This is a genomic window from Nocardia sp. NPDC050710 (assembly GCF_040654375.1).
Lineage (GTDB): Bacteria > Actinomycetota > Actinomycetes > Mycobacteriales > Mycobacteriaceae > Nocardia.
In genome coordinates this window covers 166299-186499 of the sequence record NZ_JBFAHV010000013.1, presented here as the reverse complement: position 1 = coordinate 186499, position 20201 = coordinate 166299, and the positions used below count along the sequence as shown (strand labels likewise).

Genomic DNA, 20201 nt, shown 5'->3' with positions numbered 1-20201 from the left:
AAGGGTGAGCGGTCCGTGGTGTGGATGCGACGGGTGACGCGGGTTTTCGGGCGGTTCCCCGTGCTGTCGCGGGCCGTCGCCGCGGTGCTGGCGGGCCTGCTGTTGTTCGGGAGCTTCCCGCCGCGGCCGTTCTGGTTCCTGGCGCCGGTCGGCATCGCGATGCTCACGATCGTGGTGCGCGGTCCGGGGCGGCTGCGCGGCGGGTTCGGGTACGGAATGCTGGCGGGGCTCGGATTCTTTCTGCCGCTGCTGCCGTGGACCGGGATCTACGTCGGACCGGTGCCGTGGCTGGCGCTGTCCACGGTGTGCGCGGTCTACCTCGGACTTTTCGGCGTGCTGGCCCGGCTGCTCGGGACGTTGCCAGGGTGGCCGTTGTGGGTGGCGCTGGCCTGGACCACCGCGGAGTGGGCGCGTTCGAGCTTCCCGTTCGGCGGATTTCCGTGGGGACGTCTGGCATTCGGCCAAGCCGATGGCTGGTTCTTGTCGTTGGCGATGGTCGGTGGGGCGCCCCTGGTGAGTTTCGCCGTCGCGCTCACCGGTACCGGCGCGGCCGCGCTGATCGGTCGCCTATGGGCACTGGCCGCGTCGCCGGCGGCGGATATCGTGGCCGCCGAGACACCCGCCGCACCGAACGACGCTGCCCTCACTCGGAAGTCGAGTTCCTCGTCGGCCAGCGACCCGAATATCACTGCCGCGGTAGTGAAACCCGATTCCAGACCAGTTACCCGGCTCGGGATTCTCACCGCGGCAGTAACTCTGGCTATCATGCCGTTCGCCGGAGTGATCCTCCGGTCCGCGCTGCCCGGCCCGGAGGACGGCGACCGGATGATCACGGTCGCCGCGATCCAGGGCAGCGTGCCGCGGCTCGGATTGGACTTCAACGCCCAGCGGCGCGCGGTGCTGGACAACCATGTCCGGCGTACCGAGGAATTGGCTCGGGCAGTCGCGGCGGGTCAGGTGAAACGCCCAGATGTGGTGATCTGGCCGGAGAACTCCTCCGATATCGATCCGCTGCGCAACTCTGATGCCGCGGCGCTGATCACCGCGGCATCCGAGCAGATCGGCGCGCCCATCCTGGTCGGCGCGGTGCTGGTGAACGGCGATCGCACGACCACGAACTCGGTGATCGTCTGGAACGGCGCGGCGGGCCCGGGGGAGCGGCACGACAAGAAGATCATCCAGCCGTTCGGCGAGTACCTGCCGATGCGCGGCTTCTTCCGGCTCTTCTCCGAATACGCGGACCGGGCCGGGTATTTCGTGCCGGGCGACGGCGACGGCACGGTGCACGCGGCGGGCGTCGATATCGGTGTCGCCACCTGCTACGAGGTTGCCTTCGATCGTGCCTTCCGCGACTCGATGCGGGCGGGCGCACAGCTGTTGACCGTGCCGACCAATAACGCGACCTTCGGCGACAGTGAGATGACCTATCAGCAGCTGGCCATGTCGCGGGTGCGTGCGGTCGAGCACGGCCGGGCGCTGGTCGTCGCGGCGACCTCGGGTGTCAGCGCGATCATCACCGCGGACGGCGCCGTGCCACAGCAAACCCAGATGTTCGTGCCTTCTGTGCTGGTGGCGGACCTGCCGTTGCGCGGCGACACCACGATTGCGACCCGAATCGGACCCGCGCCCGAACTTTTCTCCGTTATTCTGACCGGTGCTGCCGTGATGGTGGTGTTCTACCGGCGCCGTCGGTCGCGCCGCGAGAACGCCGGCCACCAGGACGCAACCCCCGAAATGCCCGTTGCCTGACGGGTTGCACGGATTTCTCCCCGCTAACCGAACATCCGGTATGTTTCGTGGCCGGTTCGCCTCGGCGAAGCCTGCCTCGAGGGTATCGTGCGCGGTTCGCTAGCTCGTAGCCACGGTGGCAGAACCGCACAATTCACACCCTGCTCTTCCTGGTAATTCTCGGACAGTTCCGCCCAGATGACGGAGTTTGCGGAAAGATAGCTGGCGAAAGTGGCCGTCTGCCAACGCCGTTCGATGTGAAACAAAACCAAAACGCCGGCCATCCGCCGGTTGTGATGCTCCGAATCATAGGGCGTGGATCAGGTCCTACGGCTGGCGCGTGCGCGCGGGTCGTGGTGGTGCTCGGGGAGTTGCGTCAACTGCGGCAGAACGGAGTGATTGATGAGTTCATTGGCCACCGATCGCGTAGACCAATGCTCTTCCGAGGAGGTCTCGGTTCAACCCTTCGCACTCTCGCCCGCGCAGACGGCCCTCTGGTACGCACAGCGGATCCGCCCCGATGTGCCGTTGACGATTGCCCAGTACGTCGAGATTCACGGAGATCTGGATGTCGGCCGCCTGCTGTATGCGATCGAGCGTTTCGGCGCCGAGACCGAAGTCGGACACGTACGGCTGCTCGAGGTCGACGGTGTCCCGCATCAGGCTGTCGACCTGAGCTGGCGTCCCGGGTGGGGGCGCATTGATCTGCGCGACGAGGCCGATCCCAAAGCGGCCGCGATGCGCTGGATGCACGAGCACGCCGGCTCGCCGATCGACCTGGAGCGCGATCCACTCACCACCAACGTGGTGCTGCGGACAGGCGATGAGGAGTACATCTGGTACTCCCGCGGCCATCACATCGTGATCGATGGATACGGTGCGATGAATGCGTTGACCCGTACCGCCGAGATCTACAGCGCGTTGGAGAAGCACGCCGAGCCCTCGGTCTCCCGGGCCACCCCGCTGGCCGCGATCTACTCCGACGAGTCCACCTACCGCGACTCCAGCCGCTTCGTCAGCGACCGTGACTACTGGCTGGAGCAGCTCGAGGGCGCGGGCGGGCCGATGACCCTGTCCAATATCAACTCGACCACATCGACGCCCGACTCCGGGCGCTGGCTGGCGAGTGGTGTGCTCGACGACCGGACCGATGCGGCGATGACGGCCATGATGACCGCGCTCGGCACCCACAGCTCGACCATTTTCGTCGCCGCGCTGGCCTGCTACGTGAGGTCGGTGACCGGTGACTCCGATGTCGTGCTGAGTCTGCCGGTTTCCGCGCGGACCACCGTCGCACTGCGCCGTTCCGCGGGTGTGGTCTCCAACGTGGTGCCGATCCGGATCAAGTTCGACGCCGATACCACCGTCGGCGACGTGGTGCGCCGCGCCGAACTGCAAATCACCGGCGCGCTGCGGCATCAGCGCTACCGGCACGACGACATCCGGCGCGACTGCGGTTACTCCCGCGACGCGCGCGGCTTCTTCGGCCCGATGGTCAACATCATGTTGTTCCACAACGAGCTGAACTTCGGCGGTCTGATCGGCGCACTGCACGTGCTCGCCACCGGACCGGTAGAGGACCTGTCGATCAATCTCTACAACGGCGAGGGCGGCGGCCGCATTCATGTCGACTTCGAGGCGAACCCGCGGCTGTACGGCGAGTCCGAGGTCGCGGTGCACCACGAGCGCTTCCTCGACTTCCTCGGCCGCTTCCTCGAGGCCGAGGCCGATACCCCCGCGCCCACGCTCGCCGCGATCACCGACGCCGAACGTGCCAGCGTGCTCGAAGACTGGAACTCCACCGACCAGCCGGTCCAGCTCGGCACCTTGGCCGAGATCTTCGACGACCGCGTGGCCGAGTGCCCGGACGCGGTGGCGCTCGAGTTCGAGGGCGAATCGCTGACCTACCGCGAACTCGATACGCGAGCCAACCGGGTGGCGCGGCTGCTGATCGCCCGCGGCGCAGGCCCGGATACGACGGTGGCCCTGTGCCTGCGGCGCAGCATCGAGCTGATCGTCGGCATGTACGCGATCGTCAAGGCCGGCGCGGCCTATTTGCCGCTGGATTCGGACCATCCGGTCGACCGCATCGACGGAATGCTGCAGCAGGCCCGGCCGGTCTGCGTGCTGACCGCCGAGCGCGACGGCCTCACCCTGCCGGAGCGGGCCGATGTGCTCGCCGTGGACACCCTCGACCTCGCCGAATTCGACGGCGCTCCGGTCACCGACGCCGACCGTCGCGCGCCGCTGCGCTCCGACCACCTCGCCTACGTCATTTTCACCTCCGGCTCCACCGGAAAACCCAAGGGCGTCGGCGTAACGCATGCCGCCATCGTGAACCGGCTGCGCTGGATGCAGGACGAATATCCACTCGACGACACCGACGCGGTACTCCAGAAGACCCCCGCCACCTTCGACGTGTCGGTCTGGGAATTCTTCTGGCCCTTGCAGATCGGCGCGCGACTGGTGGTGGCGGAGCACGACGGTCATCGCGACCCCGCCTACCTGGCCCGGATCATCGCCGAAAAGGGCATCACGACGGCCCATTTCGTGCCGTCCATGCTGTCGGTCTTCGTCACCGATACCGATGTGCGCGGCTGCACCGGACTGCGCCGGGTGTTCTGCAGTGGTGAGGCGCTGCCGTCGGCGACGGTCCGCGATTTCCACGCCGCACTGCACGGGCCCGAACTGCACAATTTGTACGGACCCACCGAGGCCGCGGTCGACGTCACCTACTGGCCGTGCCCGTCCGCCCCGGCTAGCGTCCCGATCGGTTCCCCGGTGTGGAATACCCGGACCTACGTACTGGATAGCCGGTTGCAGCCGGTGCCACCCGGGGTGGTGGGCGAGCTGTATCTGGCGGGTGTGCAATTGGCGCGCGGATACCTCGGCCAGCCGCGGCTGACGGCGGACCGGTTCGTGGCCAACCCCTTCACCCCTGGCGCCCGCATGTACCGCACCGGCGACCTGGCGCGCTGGCAGGTCGAGTCCACGGCGGGCCGTGGTGTGCTGGAGTACCTGGGCCGCACCGACTTCCAGGTCAAGATTCGCGGTCTGCGCATCGAGCTGGGAGAGATCGAGGCGGCGTTGCTGGAGGACCCGCGGGTCGCCCGCGCCGTCTGTGTGGCGCATGCGGGACGTGTCGGTGACGAACTCGTCGCCTATGTCGTCGCGACCCGCGGCGGCACGCCCGCCGGGTCCGGTCAGACCGCGGGCTCGGATAGCGTCGCCCGCCTCGACACCGCCGCGTTGCTCACCGCACTGCGCCAGACCCTGCCCAGTTATATGGTGCCCTCGGCACTCATGGAGCTCGACGAACTGCCGCTCAACCCGAACGGCAAGATCGATCGCAAGGCGCTGCCCGCTCCCGCGACGATCAGCCGCTCGCATCGGGTCACCACGGAGCCGCGTACCGAGGTGGAGCGCGCGCTGGCCGTGATCTTCGCCGAGGTGCTCGACCTGAACGGCGACGAAATCGGCACGGATGACAGTTTTTTCGATCTCGGCGGCAATTCGCTGATCGCGGCGAGGGCGGTGGCGCGGATCAACGCGACCCTTGGCACCGGCCTGACCATCCGTGACCTGTTCGAGGCCGCGTCGATCACCGCCCTGACCGAACGTTTCGCCACCCACACCTCCGACGCCGCTTCGCCGCGCCTGGTTCCGATGGGCCGTCCGGACCGCATTCCGTTGTCGCTGGCTCAGCAGCGGCTCTGGATCCTCAATCGCTTCGCCGAACACGCCGCCGCGTACAACATGCCGGTGGCGGTGCGGTTGGACGGACCACTCGACCTCGGTGCGCTGCGTGCCGGTTTGGTCGACGTGATCGACCGCCACGAGAGCCTGCGCACCACCTTCCCCGAATCCGCCGAAGGCCCCAGCCAGGTCGTGCACCCGGCCACCGAGATCCCATTGACCTTGGATCCGATCGAAGCGGTCGGCGCCGACGTGACGGCGCTCGCCACCGAATTCGCCCGGTACGGTTTCGATCTGCGCAGCCAGGCGCCGATTCGGGTCGCGTTGTGGCGCACCGGTTTCGAGCAGCACGTGTTTCTCCTGGTCCTGCACCACATCGCCGGTGACGGCTGGTCGATCGCCCCGCTGGCCCGCGATCTGATGGCCGCGGTGGCCGCCCGGTCCAAGGGCGCCGCGCCGCAGTGGACGCCGCTGCCGGTGCAGTACGCCGATTACGCGCTGTGGCAGCGTGAACTGCTCGGCGACGAGGCCGATCCGGCCAGCGCGTTGAGCCGTCAGCTCACCTTCTGGCGGTCCGAACTGTCCGGCCTGCCCGATCAGCTCGACCTCCCGCTCGATCGGCCGCGGCCGTTGCGCCGAGGCACCAGTGGTGGCCGGGTCGCCTTCACAATCCCCGCCGAAACCCGCAATGCCGCAGCAGAACTCGCCGCGACCCGGGGCGTCAGCCTGTTCATGGTGCTGCACGCCGCACTCGCCACTCTGCTGTCCCGGCTCTGCGCGTCCACCGATATCGCCATCGGCACCGCGATCGCGGGCCGCTCCGATCCGGCGCTGGACGATCTGGTCGGCATGTTCGTCAACACTCTGGTACTGCGCACTGAGGTCGACCCGGCCGGGGGATTCGACCGTATGCTCGATGTGGCGCGCGAGACCGATCTCAATGCCTTCGCCAACGCCGACGTGCCGTTCGAACGTCTGGTCGAGGTGGTGAACCCGGAGCGTTCGACCGCGCGGCACCCGCTGTTCCAGGTGATGCTGTCCTACGATCGCGCGCCGGAACTGCGTGTCGACCTGCCCGGCGTGCGTACCGAGGTGCTGGCGGTGGACGCGGCGGTCGCCAAATTCGATCTGCAGCTCGAGGTGCACGACGACGTCGCCGCGGGCCCGTTGCTGGCCGAATTCGGTTACGCCACCGATGTCTTCGACCGAAGCACGGTGGAATCGTTCGCCCGCAGGTTCGTCGCGGTGCTCTGCGCCGCGGTGGCGTCGCCGACCGTGCCGGTCGGCGATATCGAGATCCTGGACCGCCGCGAAAGCGCGAACTTGGTGCCGATCGCGGGTGCGCCGGCTGAGCCGTCGATCACCCTGGCCCGGATGCTCAGCAATATCGCCGAGCGGCTGCCGGATGCGGTGGCGGTGCGCTACCGAGGACAGAACACCACCTATCGCGAGCTCGATGAGCTCTCGAATCGCCTGGCGCGGGTGCTGATCGAGCACGGCGCCAGCCCCGAAATGGTGGTGGCGGTCGCCCTGCCACGTAGCCTCGACTCCATTGTCGCCGTGTGGGCGGTCGCGAAAACCGGTGCCGCGTATGTGCCGATCGATCCCGGATATCCGGCCGATCGGATCGGACATATGATCTCCGACTCCGGAGCCATGGTGGGCCTGACGGTGCCGGACTGCCTCGCGGCCATGCCCGCCTGGCCGGCCGGAGGCGGTCGGCACCGCAAGTCCTACGTCGATTGGCTGGTGCTCGGCTCGGACCAGTTGGACACCGAACTCGCCGAATACGCCGTCGACCCGATCACCGACGCCGAGCGGCATCACCCGCTGCGCGTCAGCCACCCCGCCTACCTCATCTACACATCCGGCTCGACCGGCACGCCGAAGGCGGTGATCGTCACCCACGCCGGGCTCGCCTCGCTGGCACACGAGCAGATGTACCTGTTCGGCATCACCGATTCGGCACGGACACTGCACTTCTCGTCGCCCAGCTTCGACGCGTCGGTGCTGGAACTGCTGCTCGGCTTCGCCGCGGGCGCGACGATCGTGGTCGTCCCGGCGGGCATCTACGGCGGCGACGAACTCGCGCAGGTGCTGCGCGAGGAGCGCATCACACACGCCTTCATCACGCCCGCGGCGTTGGCCACCGTGCCCGATGTCGGTCTGGACGAGCTGCAATCGGTCATCGTCGGCGGTGAGGCCTGCTCGCAGGAGTTGGTCGAGACCTGGTCCGCACGGCATCGCATCCACAACATGTACGGGCCGTCCGAGGCGACCGTCGCGGCCACCGCATCCGGTCCGATGTTGCCGGGACGGCCGGTGCCCCTCGGTCTTCCGGTGCGCGGTATGCGGCTGTTCGTACTGGACGGGCGGCTGCACCCGGTGCCCCCGGGCACGCCGGGTGAGCTCTACCTGTCCGGTCCCGGTCTGGCCCGCGGCTACCTGGGTCGCTACGGCCAGACCTCGGACCGCTTCCCGGCCAACCCGCACGGCAGGCGCGGCGAAAGGATGTACCGCACCGGCGATCTGGTGCTGTCCGATCAGGCCGGGCATCTGCGCTTCCTCGGCCGCGCCGACGACCAGATCAAGATCCGCGGCTTCCGCATCGAGCTCAGCGAGATCGATCACGTATTGCGCGCGCATCCGGGCGTGACCTTCGCGCTCACCGTGGTGCATACCGACGAGCACGGTCAGCCCCGGCTGGCCGCGTATGTGACCTCGGATGTCGCGGTGGACGCCGCGTCCGTCGCCGAGACGGCGCGGCAGCGACTGCCCGGCTATATGGTGCCCGCCTCGATCATGGTGCTGGACGAAGTGCCCGTCACGCCGTCCGGCAAGCTCGATCGAAAGGCACTGCCGGAACCGATCTTCGGCGCGACAGGACCCTCGCGTGCGCCGAGTTCGGAGACCGAGCTGCGGGTCGCGGGCATATTCGGCGATATCCTCGGCAGGCCGGTCACAGGCGCGGAGGACAGCTTTTTCGATGTGGGCGGCAACTCGCTGCTCGCCACCCGGCTCGCCGCCGCTCTGCACATGGAGTTCGGGGTGGACCTGCCGGTGCGCGAGATCTTCGAGGCGCCGACCGTGGCCGGGGTGGCCGAGCGGATTACGGAAGCGCCCCGGACGCAAAGGATGGCGCTGGCGGTACACACCCCGCGCCCGGGACGCCTTCCATTGTCGCTGCCGCAGCAACGACTCTGGTTCCTCAATCGATTCTCACCCGAATCGAGCGCGTACAACATCGCATTCGCCATTCGGATCGACGGCGATTTGGATATCGCTGCCTTGCGCGCGGCCCTCACCGACGTGGTGGACCGGCACGAGGTGCTGCGCACTGTCTTCCCGGAGGATATCGACGGTCCCCAGCAGGTGGTGTGGCCGACCGATCGGGCGATGCCCGCGATCGATCTGGTCGAGGTCGACGACGCGGGCGCCGAGAGTGCGTTGCGCGCCTTGGCGCGCAGCGGCTTCGATCTCACCACGGAGCCGCCGCTGCGGATCTCGCTGTTGCGCAACGGATCCGGACATCATCTGCTCGGCATTGTGGTGCACCACATTGCCGCCGACGGTTGGTCGCTCGGGCCGCTGACGCGCGATCTGGTGACCGCCTACCTGGCCAGGCACGACGGTAGCGTTCCCGGCTGGGCCCCACTTCCGGTGCAGTACGCCGACTTCGGGCTGTGGCAGCGGGCGAGCCTCGGCGACGAAACCGATCCCGCCAGCGTCGCCGCCACCCAACTGGACTACTGGCGTACGGCACTGGCCGATCTGCCCGAGGAACTGCCGCTGCCCTACGACCGGCCGCGGCCCGCGCAGCCCGGTCACGAGGCCGGCACCGTACGGTTCACCGTGCCGAAGCCGATGCAGGAGGCGCTGGCCCGGCTCGCCGCCGATCAGGGCGTGAGCATGTTCATGGTGCTGCGTTCCGCGCTCGCGGTGCTGTTGCGCATCGTCACCGGCGGGCGTGACATCGTGATCGGCACCCCGGTGGCAGGCCGATCCGATACCAAGCTCGACGAGTTGGTCGGCATGTTCGTCAATACGCTGGTGCTGCGTTCGGATGTGAACCCCGACAGCACGTTCGAGACACTGCTGCACACCGACCGGGATACCGAACTGGCCGCGTTGGCACACGCCGATGTGCCTTTCGAGCGGATCGTCGAGGAGCTGGGCCAGGATGTGCGGGCGACCAACCGGCCGCCGCTGTTCCAGGTGGCACTGACCGTCCAGGACGATTGGGTGCCGCCGCTGGAACTTCCGGGTCTGACTCTGCGTGCCGAGGAACTCGATATCGCGCTGGCCAAGTTCGACCTGGAACTCCGGGTTGCCCGCACCGCGGGTGCGGTCGAACCGCGGAGTGCTTTCGAATTCATCTATGCCGCAGAGATTTTCGATGCACATACGGTCGAGATCCTGGCCGACCGGTTCCTGCGGGTGCTGGCCACGATCGCCGCCGACCCGCGGGTTCCGGTCCGCAATATCGACGCGAGGACCGAGCGTGAACGGCGGCTGCTCGCACCGGCGACCGGCGGGCCGACCACCCCGCAGTGGACACTGGCCGCGTACTTCACCGCGACCGCCCGCCGCTATCCGCAGCGCCCTGCGGTGCACTACGCGGCGGAGGGTGGCGCCACACTCAGCTACGCGGAGTTGGATCAGCGCTCGAATCGCTTGGCGCGGGAACTGATCGCGCGTGGCCTCGGCACCGGGGACCGGGTCGCACTCGGTCTCACCCGATCCATCGAGTCCGTCGTCACGATGCTCGCAGTGGCCAAGTCCGGCGCCGCCTTCGTACCGGTCGACCCGAAGTACCCGGCCGATCGGATCCGCTACATGCTGGTCGACTCCGGTTGCCGGGTGGGCGTCACCGACGCCGAGTGGGCCGACACGCTCCGGCCTGCGGGCCAGGACCTCGACGGTTCCGGCTCGGCCACGGATTGGCTGCTGTTGGACGACCCCGAGTTCGTCGCCGAACTGGCGGCGCGAGACGACGGCCCGATCGATGAATCGGAACAGTTGCGCACCACCCGGATCGCCGACCTCGCGTACCTGATCTACACCTCCGGCTCGACCGGAAAACCCAAGGGCGTAGCGGTCACCCACGGCGGACTGTCCAACTTCGCCGATGAGATCCGCGAACGGATGTACGTCGATCACGAGGCGCGTACCCTGCACTTTTCCACGCCCAGCTTCGACGCGTCCGTATTCGACCTGCTGCTCGCGGTCGGTTCGGGGGCGGCGATGGTGATCTGCCCGCCGGATATCTACGGCGGCGACGAACTCGCCGCGCTGATGGAGCGCGAACGGATCACCCACACATTCATGACCACGGCGGCGCTGGCCACCATCGACCGCGATCGCTGGCCGTTGCCGCACCTGGCTTCGCTCATGGTGGGCGGCGAGGCATGCGGTCCCGACCTGGTCGCCCGCTGGGCGCCGGGCAGGCGGCTGTACAACGGATACGGGCCGACCGAGACCACGGTCGTCATCACCTTCACGGGACCGATGGTGGTCGGCGCGCCGATCACCATCGGCTCGCTGGTGCGCGGTGCCCGTGCGCTGATACTGGACGAGCGGCTGCGCCCGGTGCCCGTCGGCGTGCCCGGTGAGCTGTACCTGGGTGGATTCGGTGTGGCGCGTGGCTACTTCGATCGCACCGCGCTGACGGCGGCCCGGTTCGTCGCCGACCCGTACGGGCCTCCTGGCGCCCGGATGTACCGCACCGGCGACGTGGTGCGCTGGGACGGTGCGGGTGAGGTGGTGTACCTCGGTCGCAGCGATTTCCAGGTGAAGATGCGCGGCTTCCGTATCGAACTCGGCGAGATCACCAACGTGCTCGGTGGACACCCGGCCGTGCGGTTCGCGCACACCGAAGTGCGTCGCGTCGCGGGCGCGGACCGAATCGTCGCGTTCGTGCAGCCCGCCGACGAACAGTCCGGGGTGGACGTCGAGGTACTGCGCGCCCACGTCGCCGAACAGCTTCCGGCGCATATGGTTCCGTCCGCCATCGCGGTGCTGGACCGGATCCCGCTGACCCCGGTCGGCAAGCTGGACAGGGCCGCCCTGCCGGAGCCGCAGTTCGGCGCCGCCCCGTCGGCGCGTATGCCGGAGACCGAATCCGAGCGGCTGGTCGCCCGGGTGATGGGTGAACTGGTGGGCGCGAAGGCAGTGAGCGCCGCCGACAGCTTCTTCGACATCGGCGGAAACTCACTGCTGGCAACGCAACTCGTGGCCCGGCTGGCCGCCGCGAGCAATACCAGGCTCGAGGTGCGTGCCGTCTTCACGAGTCCGACGGTCGCGGAGCTGGCCGCGCTGCTGGCTGCCGATCCGGTGCGCGCGGACGATCGGCCCGCTCTGGTGCGCCGGGTGCGTCCGGATCGGATCCCGCTCTCGGCGGCCCAGCAACGGCTGTGGTTCCTCAACCGCTTCAACGATGCGGGCGGCGCCGCACCCGGCTCCGAGCATGCCGCGGGCGCCTACAACATTCCGGTGGTGCTGCGACTGCGTGGCGAATTGGCGGTGGACGCGCTGGTCGAGGCGCTGCACGCGGTGCAGCGCAAGCACGAAACATTGCGCACGGTATTCCCCGAGATCGACGGTGCGCCGGTGCAACAGGTACTGGATCCGGAGGACGCGGCGATCACCCTGTTCGTCGCCACCGTGACCCCGGATGAGGTCCCCGACGCGGTCCGCCGCTTCGCCGCACCCGGTTTCGACCTGGCCGAAACGGTGCCGCTGCGCGCCGCGCTCATCACGATCTCCGAGCAGGCGGACACGGAGGGCGCCTGCCCGCCCGCGTCCTCGACGGAGAATGTGCTGGTGTTGGTCGCGCACCACATCGCGATGGATGGCTGGTCGCTGGAACCGCTGGCCGCCGACGTGGCCGAGGCCTACCGGGCGATCGCCGCGGGGCAGCGGCCGGACTGGGCCGAGCCGCAGGTGCAGTACGCGGATTACACACTGTGGCAGCGGGATACGCTCGGCACCGAGGACGACTCGGAATCGGTCCTGCGCAAGCAACTCGACTACTGGCGTGACACCCTGGCGGGCAGCCCCGAATTGCTGACCGTGCCCGCGGATCGTCCGCGGCCGCCGGTCCCGTCCTACGGCGGCGGCATCGTCGAGTGCGGAATCGACGCGTTCACCCACCGGGAACTGCAGGCGGTGGCGACCAGTAACAACGTCAGCATGTTCATGGTGCTGCACACCGCGCTCGCCGTGCTGCTGCACCGGATGACCGGTACCGATGACATCTGCGTCGGCACCCCGATCGCAGGCCGCGGTCACCCCGCGCTGGACCGGATGATCGGCATGTTCGTCAATACCCTGGTGCTGCGCACCAGGATCGACCCCGGCGCGCGTTTCGTCGACCTGCTGCACCACGTGCGCGATACCGACCTGGATGCCTTCGCGCACGCCGACCTGCCGTTCGAGCGCCTGGTCGAGGTGCTGAATCCGGCGCGCTCGCAGTCGCATCACCCGCTGTTCCAGGTGATGCTCTCGGTGCAGAACCATCCGGTGCGAGTGCTGGAACTGCCCGGGCTACGGATCGAGGCCGACGATGTGGACACCGGGATCGCGAAGTTCGACCTCCAGTTCACCCTGACCGAGTCGCACACCGAGTCCGGCGGCGGTGCCACACAGCGGGAACCGAACGGTATCGCCGTGGCGGTCAACTACGCGGCCGACCTGTTCGACGAGGCGACCGCACAGCGGCTCGGCAAGCGCTTGATGCGGCTGCTGGCCGCGGTGGCGGCCAACCCGACCACCCCGGTGGGCGATCTGGAACTGCTGGATCCCGGCGAATGGTCCGGGCTGGCCCCGGTGCGCGGCGCGCAGCCGGACCGTCCGATCACCTTCCCGGACCTGTTCGAGGCCGCCGCCGCGATCGACCGCAAGGCCGTCGCGCTGCGTTCCGACGACACCCAGATCACCTACGACGCCCTCGATCGGTGGACCAACCGGCTGGCCCGGGTCCTCATCGATCGCGGAGTGGGCCCGGAAACCCTGGTCGCACTGGGGATTCCGCGCTCGGTCGAATCGGTGGCCTCGGTGCTCGCGGTGGCCAAGGCAGGCGCGGCGTTCGTACCGGTCGACCCGCTGTATCCGGCCCACCGGATCAGTCACATGTTGTCGGATTCCGGTGCGGAACTGGGCATCACGCTCGCCGAGTACCACGACGAGCTGCCCGACGGTGTCGAGTGGATCGTGCTCGACGATCCGGATTTCCGGGCAATGGTGCTCGACGCCTCGGACGCCCCGATCGCGGCGGGGGAGCGGACCTCGATGCTGCGGATGGACAATCCGGCGTACGTGATCTACACCTCGGGCTCCACCGGAACCCCGAAGGGTGTGGTCGTCACGCATGGCGGCCTGTCCAATTTCGCCGCGGAGACCGCACAGCGTTTCGACGTCCAACCCGGCTCCCGGGTCCTGCATTTCGCGACGCCGAGCTTCGACGCCGCCATGCTGGACCTGCTGCTCGCACTCGGCGGCGCCGCGAGTCTGGTGATCACGCCACCCGGCGTGGTCGGTGGCGCGGACCTGGCGCGGGTTTTCATCGAGGAGCGGATCACCCACGCGTTCATCACCACCTCCGCGCTCGGCACGGTGGATCCGACCGGGGTCACCGAACTGGCGCACGTTCTGGTCGGCGGCGAGGCACTGCCGCCGGATCTGGTCACACGCTGGGCGCCCGGCCGCAACCTGTACAACGCGTACGGGCCGACCGAGACCACCATCGTCACGGTGATCTCGCAGCCCATGGTGCCGGGCGGGCCGATCACCATCGGCGGCCCGATCCGCGGCGTGAACGCCACCATCCTGGACAAGCGCCTGCACCCGACGCCGGTCGGCGTCACCGGTGAGCTGTACCTCGCTGGTAACGCACTCGCCCGCGGCTACCTGAATCGTCCCGGCCTGACCGCGCAGCGCTTCGTCGCCAATCCGTTCGGTAAGCCGGGAGACCGGATGTACCGCACCGGCGACCTGGTGCGGTGGTTCGGCGGGGCGAGGCAGTCGGAGGCGCCGTCGGTGAACGTCTCCAGGGCAAGGCGGTCGGTGAAGACCGGTGTGTCCGTACCGTCTTCGGGATCGGTAGTGCCGCTGGCCCGCGAGATCGAGTATGTCGGCCGCACCGATCACCAGGTCAAGATCCGAGGCTTCCGCATCGAACTCGGCGAGATCGACGCGGCGCTGGCCCGGCACGGGAATGTGGAATTCTCGACCACCATCGGATACCGCACCCCTGCGGGCACCACCGCGCTGGTGGCGTATGTCAAGCCGCGGACCGGGACCGCGGTCACCGTGCTGGAGCTCCTCGAGCATGTGGCCACGCTGGTACCGAATTACATGGTGCCGCAATCGATCATGCTGCTCGACGAGGTGCCGCTCAGCCCGGTCGGCAAGCTCGACCGCGCGGCGCTGCCGGAACCGGTGTTCGCCGCGTCCGTCGGCTACCGGGCGCCGAGCACCCCGACCGAAGCGGCGCTGTGCGCGGCCTTCGCCACGGTGCTCGGTGCGGATTCGGTCGGCGTCGACGACGGGTTCTTCGAGCTCGGCGGCAATTCGCTGCTGGCCACCAAGGTGGTGGCGCAACTGCGCGCCGAGGGCATCGACCTGCCGGTGCAGCTGATGTTCGGCGAGGCCACACCCGCCGCCATCGCGGCGCGGGTGGACGGTGCCGCGGGACCGGCGGCGGCCATGGCGGCCGCGCTCGCGCCGGTGCTGCCGATCCGGCCGCGGCAGGCCTCCAGCCGTGCCCCGCTGTTCTGCATCCATCCCGCGATCGGTCTGTCCTGGTGCTACTCCGGCCTGACCGCGCACCTCGCGCCGGACCGTCCGGTGTACGGGTTGCAGTCCCCGCATGTGGCCGGGGAGGACGGGTTCGACTCGATCGCCGAGGCCGCCGGACACTATGTGGCCCACATCAAGTCGGTCCAGCCGTCCGGGCCGTACCACCTGCTCGGCTGGTCGCTGGGCGGCCTGATCGCGCATGAGGTGGCGGTGCAGCTGCAGGAAGCGGGCGATCAGGTCGCGCTGCTGTCGATGATGGACAGCTACCAGCTCTCCGACGAATGGCTGGAGCACGCCATCCCGAGCGTTGCCGAAATCGTCGGTGAGTTCGGCAGCGACCTGCTCGACGAGGGTGCCGAGCTCGACCCGGAGATCACCCTGAGCGAGGCGGCGGACCTGCTGCACTCGCGGCCAGGCCCGTTCGCGGCGCTCACCGTCGAGCACCTCGAGCGGCTCTACACGGGCTACGCCAACGGCACCGTGCTCGCGCACGGCTTCCGGCCCCGCACCTTCGACGGCGACTTGCTGTTCTTTACAGCGGGTGCCGACGAGATCAATCAGGCCGACCCGGCCCGCCGTGCGGCGGCCTGGGAACCATTCGTCACCGGCGCGGTCCTCGATCACGAACTGCCGTGCCGCCATGCGGCCATGGCCACACCCGAATCGCTCGCCGTGATCGGACCGGTGCTGCACCGGCATCTCGACGGCGCCAACGGAACTGCGAAGGAGAATACCGAGTGAGTCAGCGTGAGCGAGCAGCCGCCGGCCCGGCGCCGCAGCACCCTCGGGTGCTGCCGATGTCCGGCAGTGCCACGGACTCCGCGGCGCCGGGCGGCAACGAACCAGGTTTCCACGAACTCGGCGCGTTGGTGCGCACTGCCGTACTGCGCGGGCGTCTGGCCTCGCGCCCGACGGGCGCGTCCGACGCGCTGAACGCCGGCGGTGCGCGGTCGTGAGCATGGTCGGCGCGGCGTCGCGCCCCATGCCGGAACCGAGCGAAAGCGAGGTGCGGCCATGAGTCTTGCGGTGGAAGTGCGCGGCCTGGTCAAGAACTACGGCAAGGTGCGGGTGCTCGACGATATCGATCTGCAGATCCCTTCGGGCACGGTGATGGGGTTGCTCGGGCCCAATGGCGCGGGCAAGACCACGACGGTGCGGATCGTCACCACACTGCTACGCCCGTGCGCCGGATCGGTGCGCGTCGCGGGTGTCGACGTATTGCGCGATCCGGCGGGGGCGCGCAGGCGCATCGGTCTGTCCGGCCAGTACGCCGCCGTCGACGCCAACCTCTCCGGATACGAGAACCTGCGCATGGTGGCTCGGCTGTACGGCATGTCGCCGCGGCAGTCGACGGCCCGTGCCGCCGAACTACTCGGCGCGCTCGGCCTCGATTACGCCGCGCACCGACGCGCGGGCACCTACTCCGGCGGTATGGCACGTCGGCTCGACCTGGCGGGCGCGCTGGTCGCGCGGCCCGCGGTGGTGGTGCTGGACGAGCCGACCACCGGACTGGACCCGCGGGGTCGGCTCGATATGTGGAAGGTCATCGGCGATCTCGTCGATGACGGCACCACCGTGCTGCTCACCACCCAGTACCTGGAAGAGGCCGACCTGCTCGCGGACCGCATCACCGTCATCGACCGTGGCCGGGTCATCGCCCGCGGCTCCGCCGACGAGCTGAAGACCTCCATCGGCGGCGACCGGCTCACCATCACCCTGGCCGCGGGCCAGGAGACGGCGCCCGCACTCGCGGTGCTGGCCCAGGTCGGCATCGGGGAACCCGTGTACGAGCCGGGGACCGTCGAGGTGTCGATCGTGATCGGCGACGGTTCGCGCACCATGGTCGAGGCGCTGCGCCGACTCGACGACGCCGGCGTCTGCGTGGTCGACGCGGAGGTACACCGGCCCACTCTGGACGACGTATTCCTTTCCCTCACCGGCACTTCCGCGGCGGGCGCCGCCACCGAGCCGGAAACCGATGACGTACAAGAGGAGATCATGTCGTGAGTGTCGCCGGTACCGTCGTGGACGACGAAGCGTCAGTGGATTCCGCGCCGAAGCCGGTGCGGCCGGACATGTCCCAGGAGATTCCGGCGCCGCGGTTGCGGATCTTCCGCGACAGCGCGATCGTCGCCTACCGCAACCTGCTGACCATCCTGCGGGTGCCGACCCTGCTCGTCACCGCGACCATTCAGCCGCTGATGTTCGTATTCCTGTTCGCCTACATCTTCGGCGCCTCGCTGGGCGGCAGCCAGTACCGGGAATTCCTGCTGGCCGGAATCTTCGCGCAGACGGTCGCCTTCAACGCGGCCTTCACCACCGTCGGCCTGGCGGGGGATTTGCACAAGGGCATCATCGACCGGATGCGCACGCTGCCGATGTCGCGGCTGGCCGTGCTGATGGGCCGCACCCTCTCGGATCTGGTGGTCAATATCCTCAGCCTCGCGGTCATGGTCGGCTGCGGTTATGTAGTGGGCTGGCGTATCAACGGCGGGATCGCCGATGCCGCGCTCGCTTTCGGCATCATTCTGCTGTTCGCCTTCGCCATGTCCTGGGTGGGGGCGCTCACCGGTCTGTTGTCGCCGACCGTCGAGGTGGCCCAGAGCGCGGGTTTGATCTGGCTCTTCCCACTCTCCTTCATATCCTCGGCGTTCATCTCCGCGGAGACGCTGCCGGGACCGCTGCGCACCATCGCGGAATGGAATCCGATCACCGCGGTATCCGCGGCCGGGCGCGAACTTTTCGACAACGGTTCGCCGCCGTCGTTCGTGCCGCCCAGCGGCTGGGCCGCCGATCACTGCGTCGGATACGCCATCGCGTGTTCGATCGCGATTCTCGCGGTGGCTGTCCCGCTCGCGCTGCTGCGTTACCGCAAGGTCGCCAGCCACTAGATACAGCGAAGGCCGCCTCCGTCGATTCGATCGACGGAGGCGGCCTTCGGTCTGTCTTACGCCCGGCGGCGGGTCTTGAGGAGTTCGAGGCGTTCCTTGAGCAGTTCCTCGAGCTCATCCTTACTGCGACGCTCCAGCAGCATGTCCCAGTGGGTGCGCGGGGGCTTGACCTTCTTGGTCTCCTGGGTGGTGCCCTCGATCAGGACGCCTTCCTGACCGTTACGGCACAACCAGGTCGGGGGGATTTCGGCATCGTCGGCGAAGGGAACATCGAATTCCTCGCCGTTATCGGTGCGGTACCGGGCGATCCGACGCGGAGCCAGGTCGTGGTCGCGATCGGTCTCGTAGCTCACCGCTCCGAGCCGACTGCCCCGGAGTACGCGATCTGCCATGGTGTGCCTCTCCCTGTGTGCTCGAGTCTGTGTTGCGCTGCGACCGTGTCCGGACGAGCACGTCGCGCGCTCGCTGGACCATCAGTGCAACGAACGGGCCTGCCTCATTAGTTCCCCGCCCCGGCGACGGTGAACCGTTCTAGTGTAGTCGGTCGGGTGGGTTTCCCCGACCAAGCCCCGGGCCGGTCGCCGCCCCGGCCGCACCGATTCCCGGGACCTGTGGGCGTGTTGGGCGGGGGAAGCATTAATGTTCTGCCTCATGTCGCGCCGCGTGCTTTCCTGCTGCCTGTGGTGTGGGCGGGAGATCAACGAATCGGAGGCCGGACGCCGTCGCCGGTACTGCCGTCAATCCTGTCGCCAACGCGCCTACGAGCACCGCAACAGTCTGAAGGGGACCGGGATTCCCAATGACTCTGTCGTGCTCAGCGCGCAGGAGGCGGCGAACCTCGCCGATCGCTGGTTCGCCGCCCGCTGCGCGGCCGAGGATGTGGCGATCGCGATCGAGGAGGGCGCCGACACCAGCGAATTGGCGATGTTGAGCAAAACTCTGGTCGAGCTCACGAGAGAGGCCGAGCGCCTCCGGTGAGCCCGGCCCGCGGCCGGGCCCGCAGATAGACCAGCACGGTCAGCCCGGCGACGACCGAGATCAGTCCCGCGAAAACGCCGAGAGTGGCGGAGTCCGGGTGGGTGAGTGGTTGTGCGCGCATCGCCTGCCAGAACACCAGTGCGAACAGTCCGGTGTAGCCCAGTGCCAGCACCCCGATCAGCTCGGCACGGGTGCGTTCTGCGCGAAGCCAGGGATAGCGCGGCGCCAGCCGGGCCAACGCGACCACGGCGAGGAGTAGCGCCTGGATTCCGTGCAGCCCGACGAAGTGCGGTATCCGCAGATCGCCGCCGATGGTGCTCCAGTGCGTGATCGGCATGCCGACCGCGTCTCGGGTCGCCTCGGTGCGGGTGGCCGCGTCGACCACGGTGTGCCCGGCGATCAGTTCGACGACGGCGCCGTCGGCGTCGAGCACCCGCTGTTTGCCGGTGTACCCCATTAGATAGGCCTGTGCCATGCCGAGCACCGCCAGCGCCAGTCCGGCGCGGATCGCCCGCGCGGTGGGCCGGTCCACTAGTCGCTGCCACGAAAGAATCAGCACGATAACAAGATTCGCGAGGAACAAACCCGGAACGCCGGACATGAATATCTGCTGTCCGATGGTGTTCACCGGGTCGAGGTCGAAGTTGTTGAAATGACTGAAGGTGCCGCGGGCGGCCTGTACCGCGATGAATCCGACATCCAGGAAGCCGGTGACCGCGAAAATGGTGCCGAGCCACCAGGTGGCCCGGCGGCCCCGGTGCGGCAACGACAGCAGCCAGGCCAGCGTCAGCCCGTAGAGCGCGAATGCGACCCCGAACTTCAACGGCTTCAACCACACCGACTCACCGAGCAGTTGGCGATCGTCGACGAGCATGCCGATGGCCGAGATGACAGCCAGTGCCGTCATGGCGTACACCATGGCCAGCAGCGGACGGTGCAGCCGTCCTCCACGGGGTAGTCCGGCCGTGCGGCGGTGCCGTCCGGGCGTGGAATTCGTTATGGCGGAATCGATATCGATCGTCGACATGCTTCGACGCTAGGGATTCGACATACCCGAACACGTCCCGCCGCGGCACCATTCGGATCCAGTACCCGGGTGCTAGGCCGCAC

General features: G+C 68.4%; 8 protein-coding genes. 6 read left to right on the top strand and 2 right to left on the bottom strand.

What is annotated here, in order from left to right:
- The first annotated feature begins 24 nt into the window (after positions 1-24).
- The 5 genes from lnt (at position 25) to AB0H61_RS22420 (ending at position 18113) form a co-directional block, all read left to right on the top strand.
- Complete coding sequence (gene lnt, locus AB0H61_RS22440) at positions 25-1749, top strand: apolipoprotein N-acyltransferase (RefSeq protein ID WP_357307556.1); 1725 nt, start codon at positions 25-27, stop codon at positions 1747-1749.
- 381 nt (positions 1750-2130) lie between these two features.
- Positions 2131-15963 (top strand): amino acid adenylation domain-containing protein, encoded by a 13833-nt coding sequence (locus AB0H61_RS22435; RefSeq protein WP_357307505.1) that lies wholly within the window; start codon positions 2131-2133, stop codon positions 15961-15963.
- On the top strand, positions 15960-16178 hold the full coding sequence (locus AB0H61_RS22430; protein WP_357307503.1) for a hypothetical protein: 219 nt from the start codon (positions 15960-15962) through the stop codon (positions 16176-16178). The genes AB0H61_RS22435 and AB0H61_RS22430 overlap by 4 nt, the downstream gene beginning before the upstream one ends.
- Positions 16179-16236: 58 nt before the next feature.
- Positions 16237-17229, top strand: coding sequence for an ATP-binding cassette domain-containing protein (locus tag AB0H61_RS22425; RefSeq protein ID WP_357307501.1), 993 nt, complete (start codon positions 16237-16239; stop codon positions 17227-17229).
- Positions 17230-17330: 101 nt separating this feature from the next.
- Complete coding sequence (locus AB0H61_RS22420; RefSeq protein ID WP_357307554.1) at positions 17331-18113, top strand: ABC transporter permease; 783 nt, start codon at positions 17331-17333, stop codon at positions 18111-18113.
- Between the two features lie 56 nt (positions 18114-18169).
- On the opposite strand, the gene AB0H61_RS22415 is transcribed toward AB0H61_RS22420, so the two are convergent.
- Positions 18170-18505, bottom strand: a complete 336-nt coding sequence (locus AB0H61_RS22415; protein WP_063018216.1) for an RNA polymerase-binding protein RbpA — start codon at positions 18503-18505, stop codon at positions 18170-18172.
- Positions 18506-18764: 259 nt separating this feature from the next.
- On the opposite strand from AB0H61_RS22415, the gene AB0H61_RS22410 reads away from it, so the two are divergent.
- A complete protein-coding gene (locus AB0H61_RS22410; RefSeq protein ID WP_357307499.1) occupies positions 18765-19091 on the top strand; it encodes a hypothetical protein in 327 nt (108 codons plus the stop codon).
- On the opposite strand, the gene AB0H61_RS22405 is transcribed toward AB0H61_RS22410, so the two are convergent.
- On the bottom strand, positions 19063-20118 hold the full coding sequence (locus AB0H61_RS22405; RefSeq protein ID WP_357307497.1) for a hypothetical protein: 1056 nt from the start codon (positions 20116-20118) through the stop codon (positions 19063-19065). The two genes, AB0H61_RS22410 and AB0H61_RS22405, sit on opposite strands and share 29 nt — an antisense overlap.
- Positions 20119-20201: the final 83 nt, after the last annotated feature.

Bases quoted from the DNA above. Each gene is read 5' to 3' on its own strand.
- lnt (WP_357307556.1), top strand. From the start codon at position 25: ATGCGACGGGTGACGCGGGTTTTCGGGCGGTTCCCCGTGCTGTCGCGG.
- AB0H61_RS22405 (WP_357307497.1), bottom strand. From the start codon at position 20,118: ATGTCGACGATCGATATCGATTCCGCCATAACGAATTCCACGCCCGGA.
- AB0H61_RS22435 (WP_357307505.1), top strand. From the start codon at position 2,131: ATGAGTTCATTGGCCACCGATCGCGTAGACCAATGCTCTTCCGAGGAG.
- AB0H61_RS22410 (WP_357307499.1), top strand. From the start codon at position 18,765: ATGTCGCGCCGCGTGCTTTCCTGCTGCCTGTGGTGTGGGCGGGAGATC.
- AB0H61_RS22425 (WP_357307501.1), top strand. From the start codon at position 16,237: ATGAGTCTTGCGGTGGAAGTGCGCGGCCTGGTCAAGAACTACGGCAAG.
- AB0H61_RS22415 (WP_063018216.1), bottom strand. From the start codon at position 18,505: ATGGCAGATCGCGTACTCCGGGGCAGTCGGCTCGGAGCGGTGAGCTAC.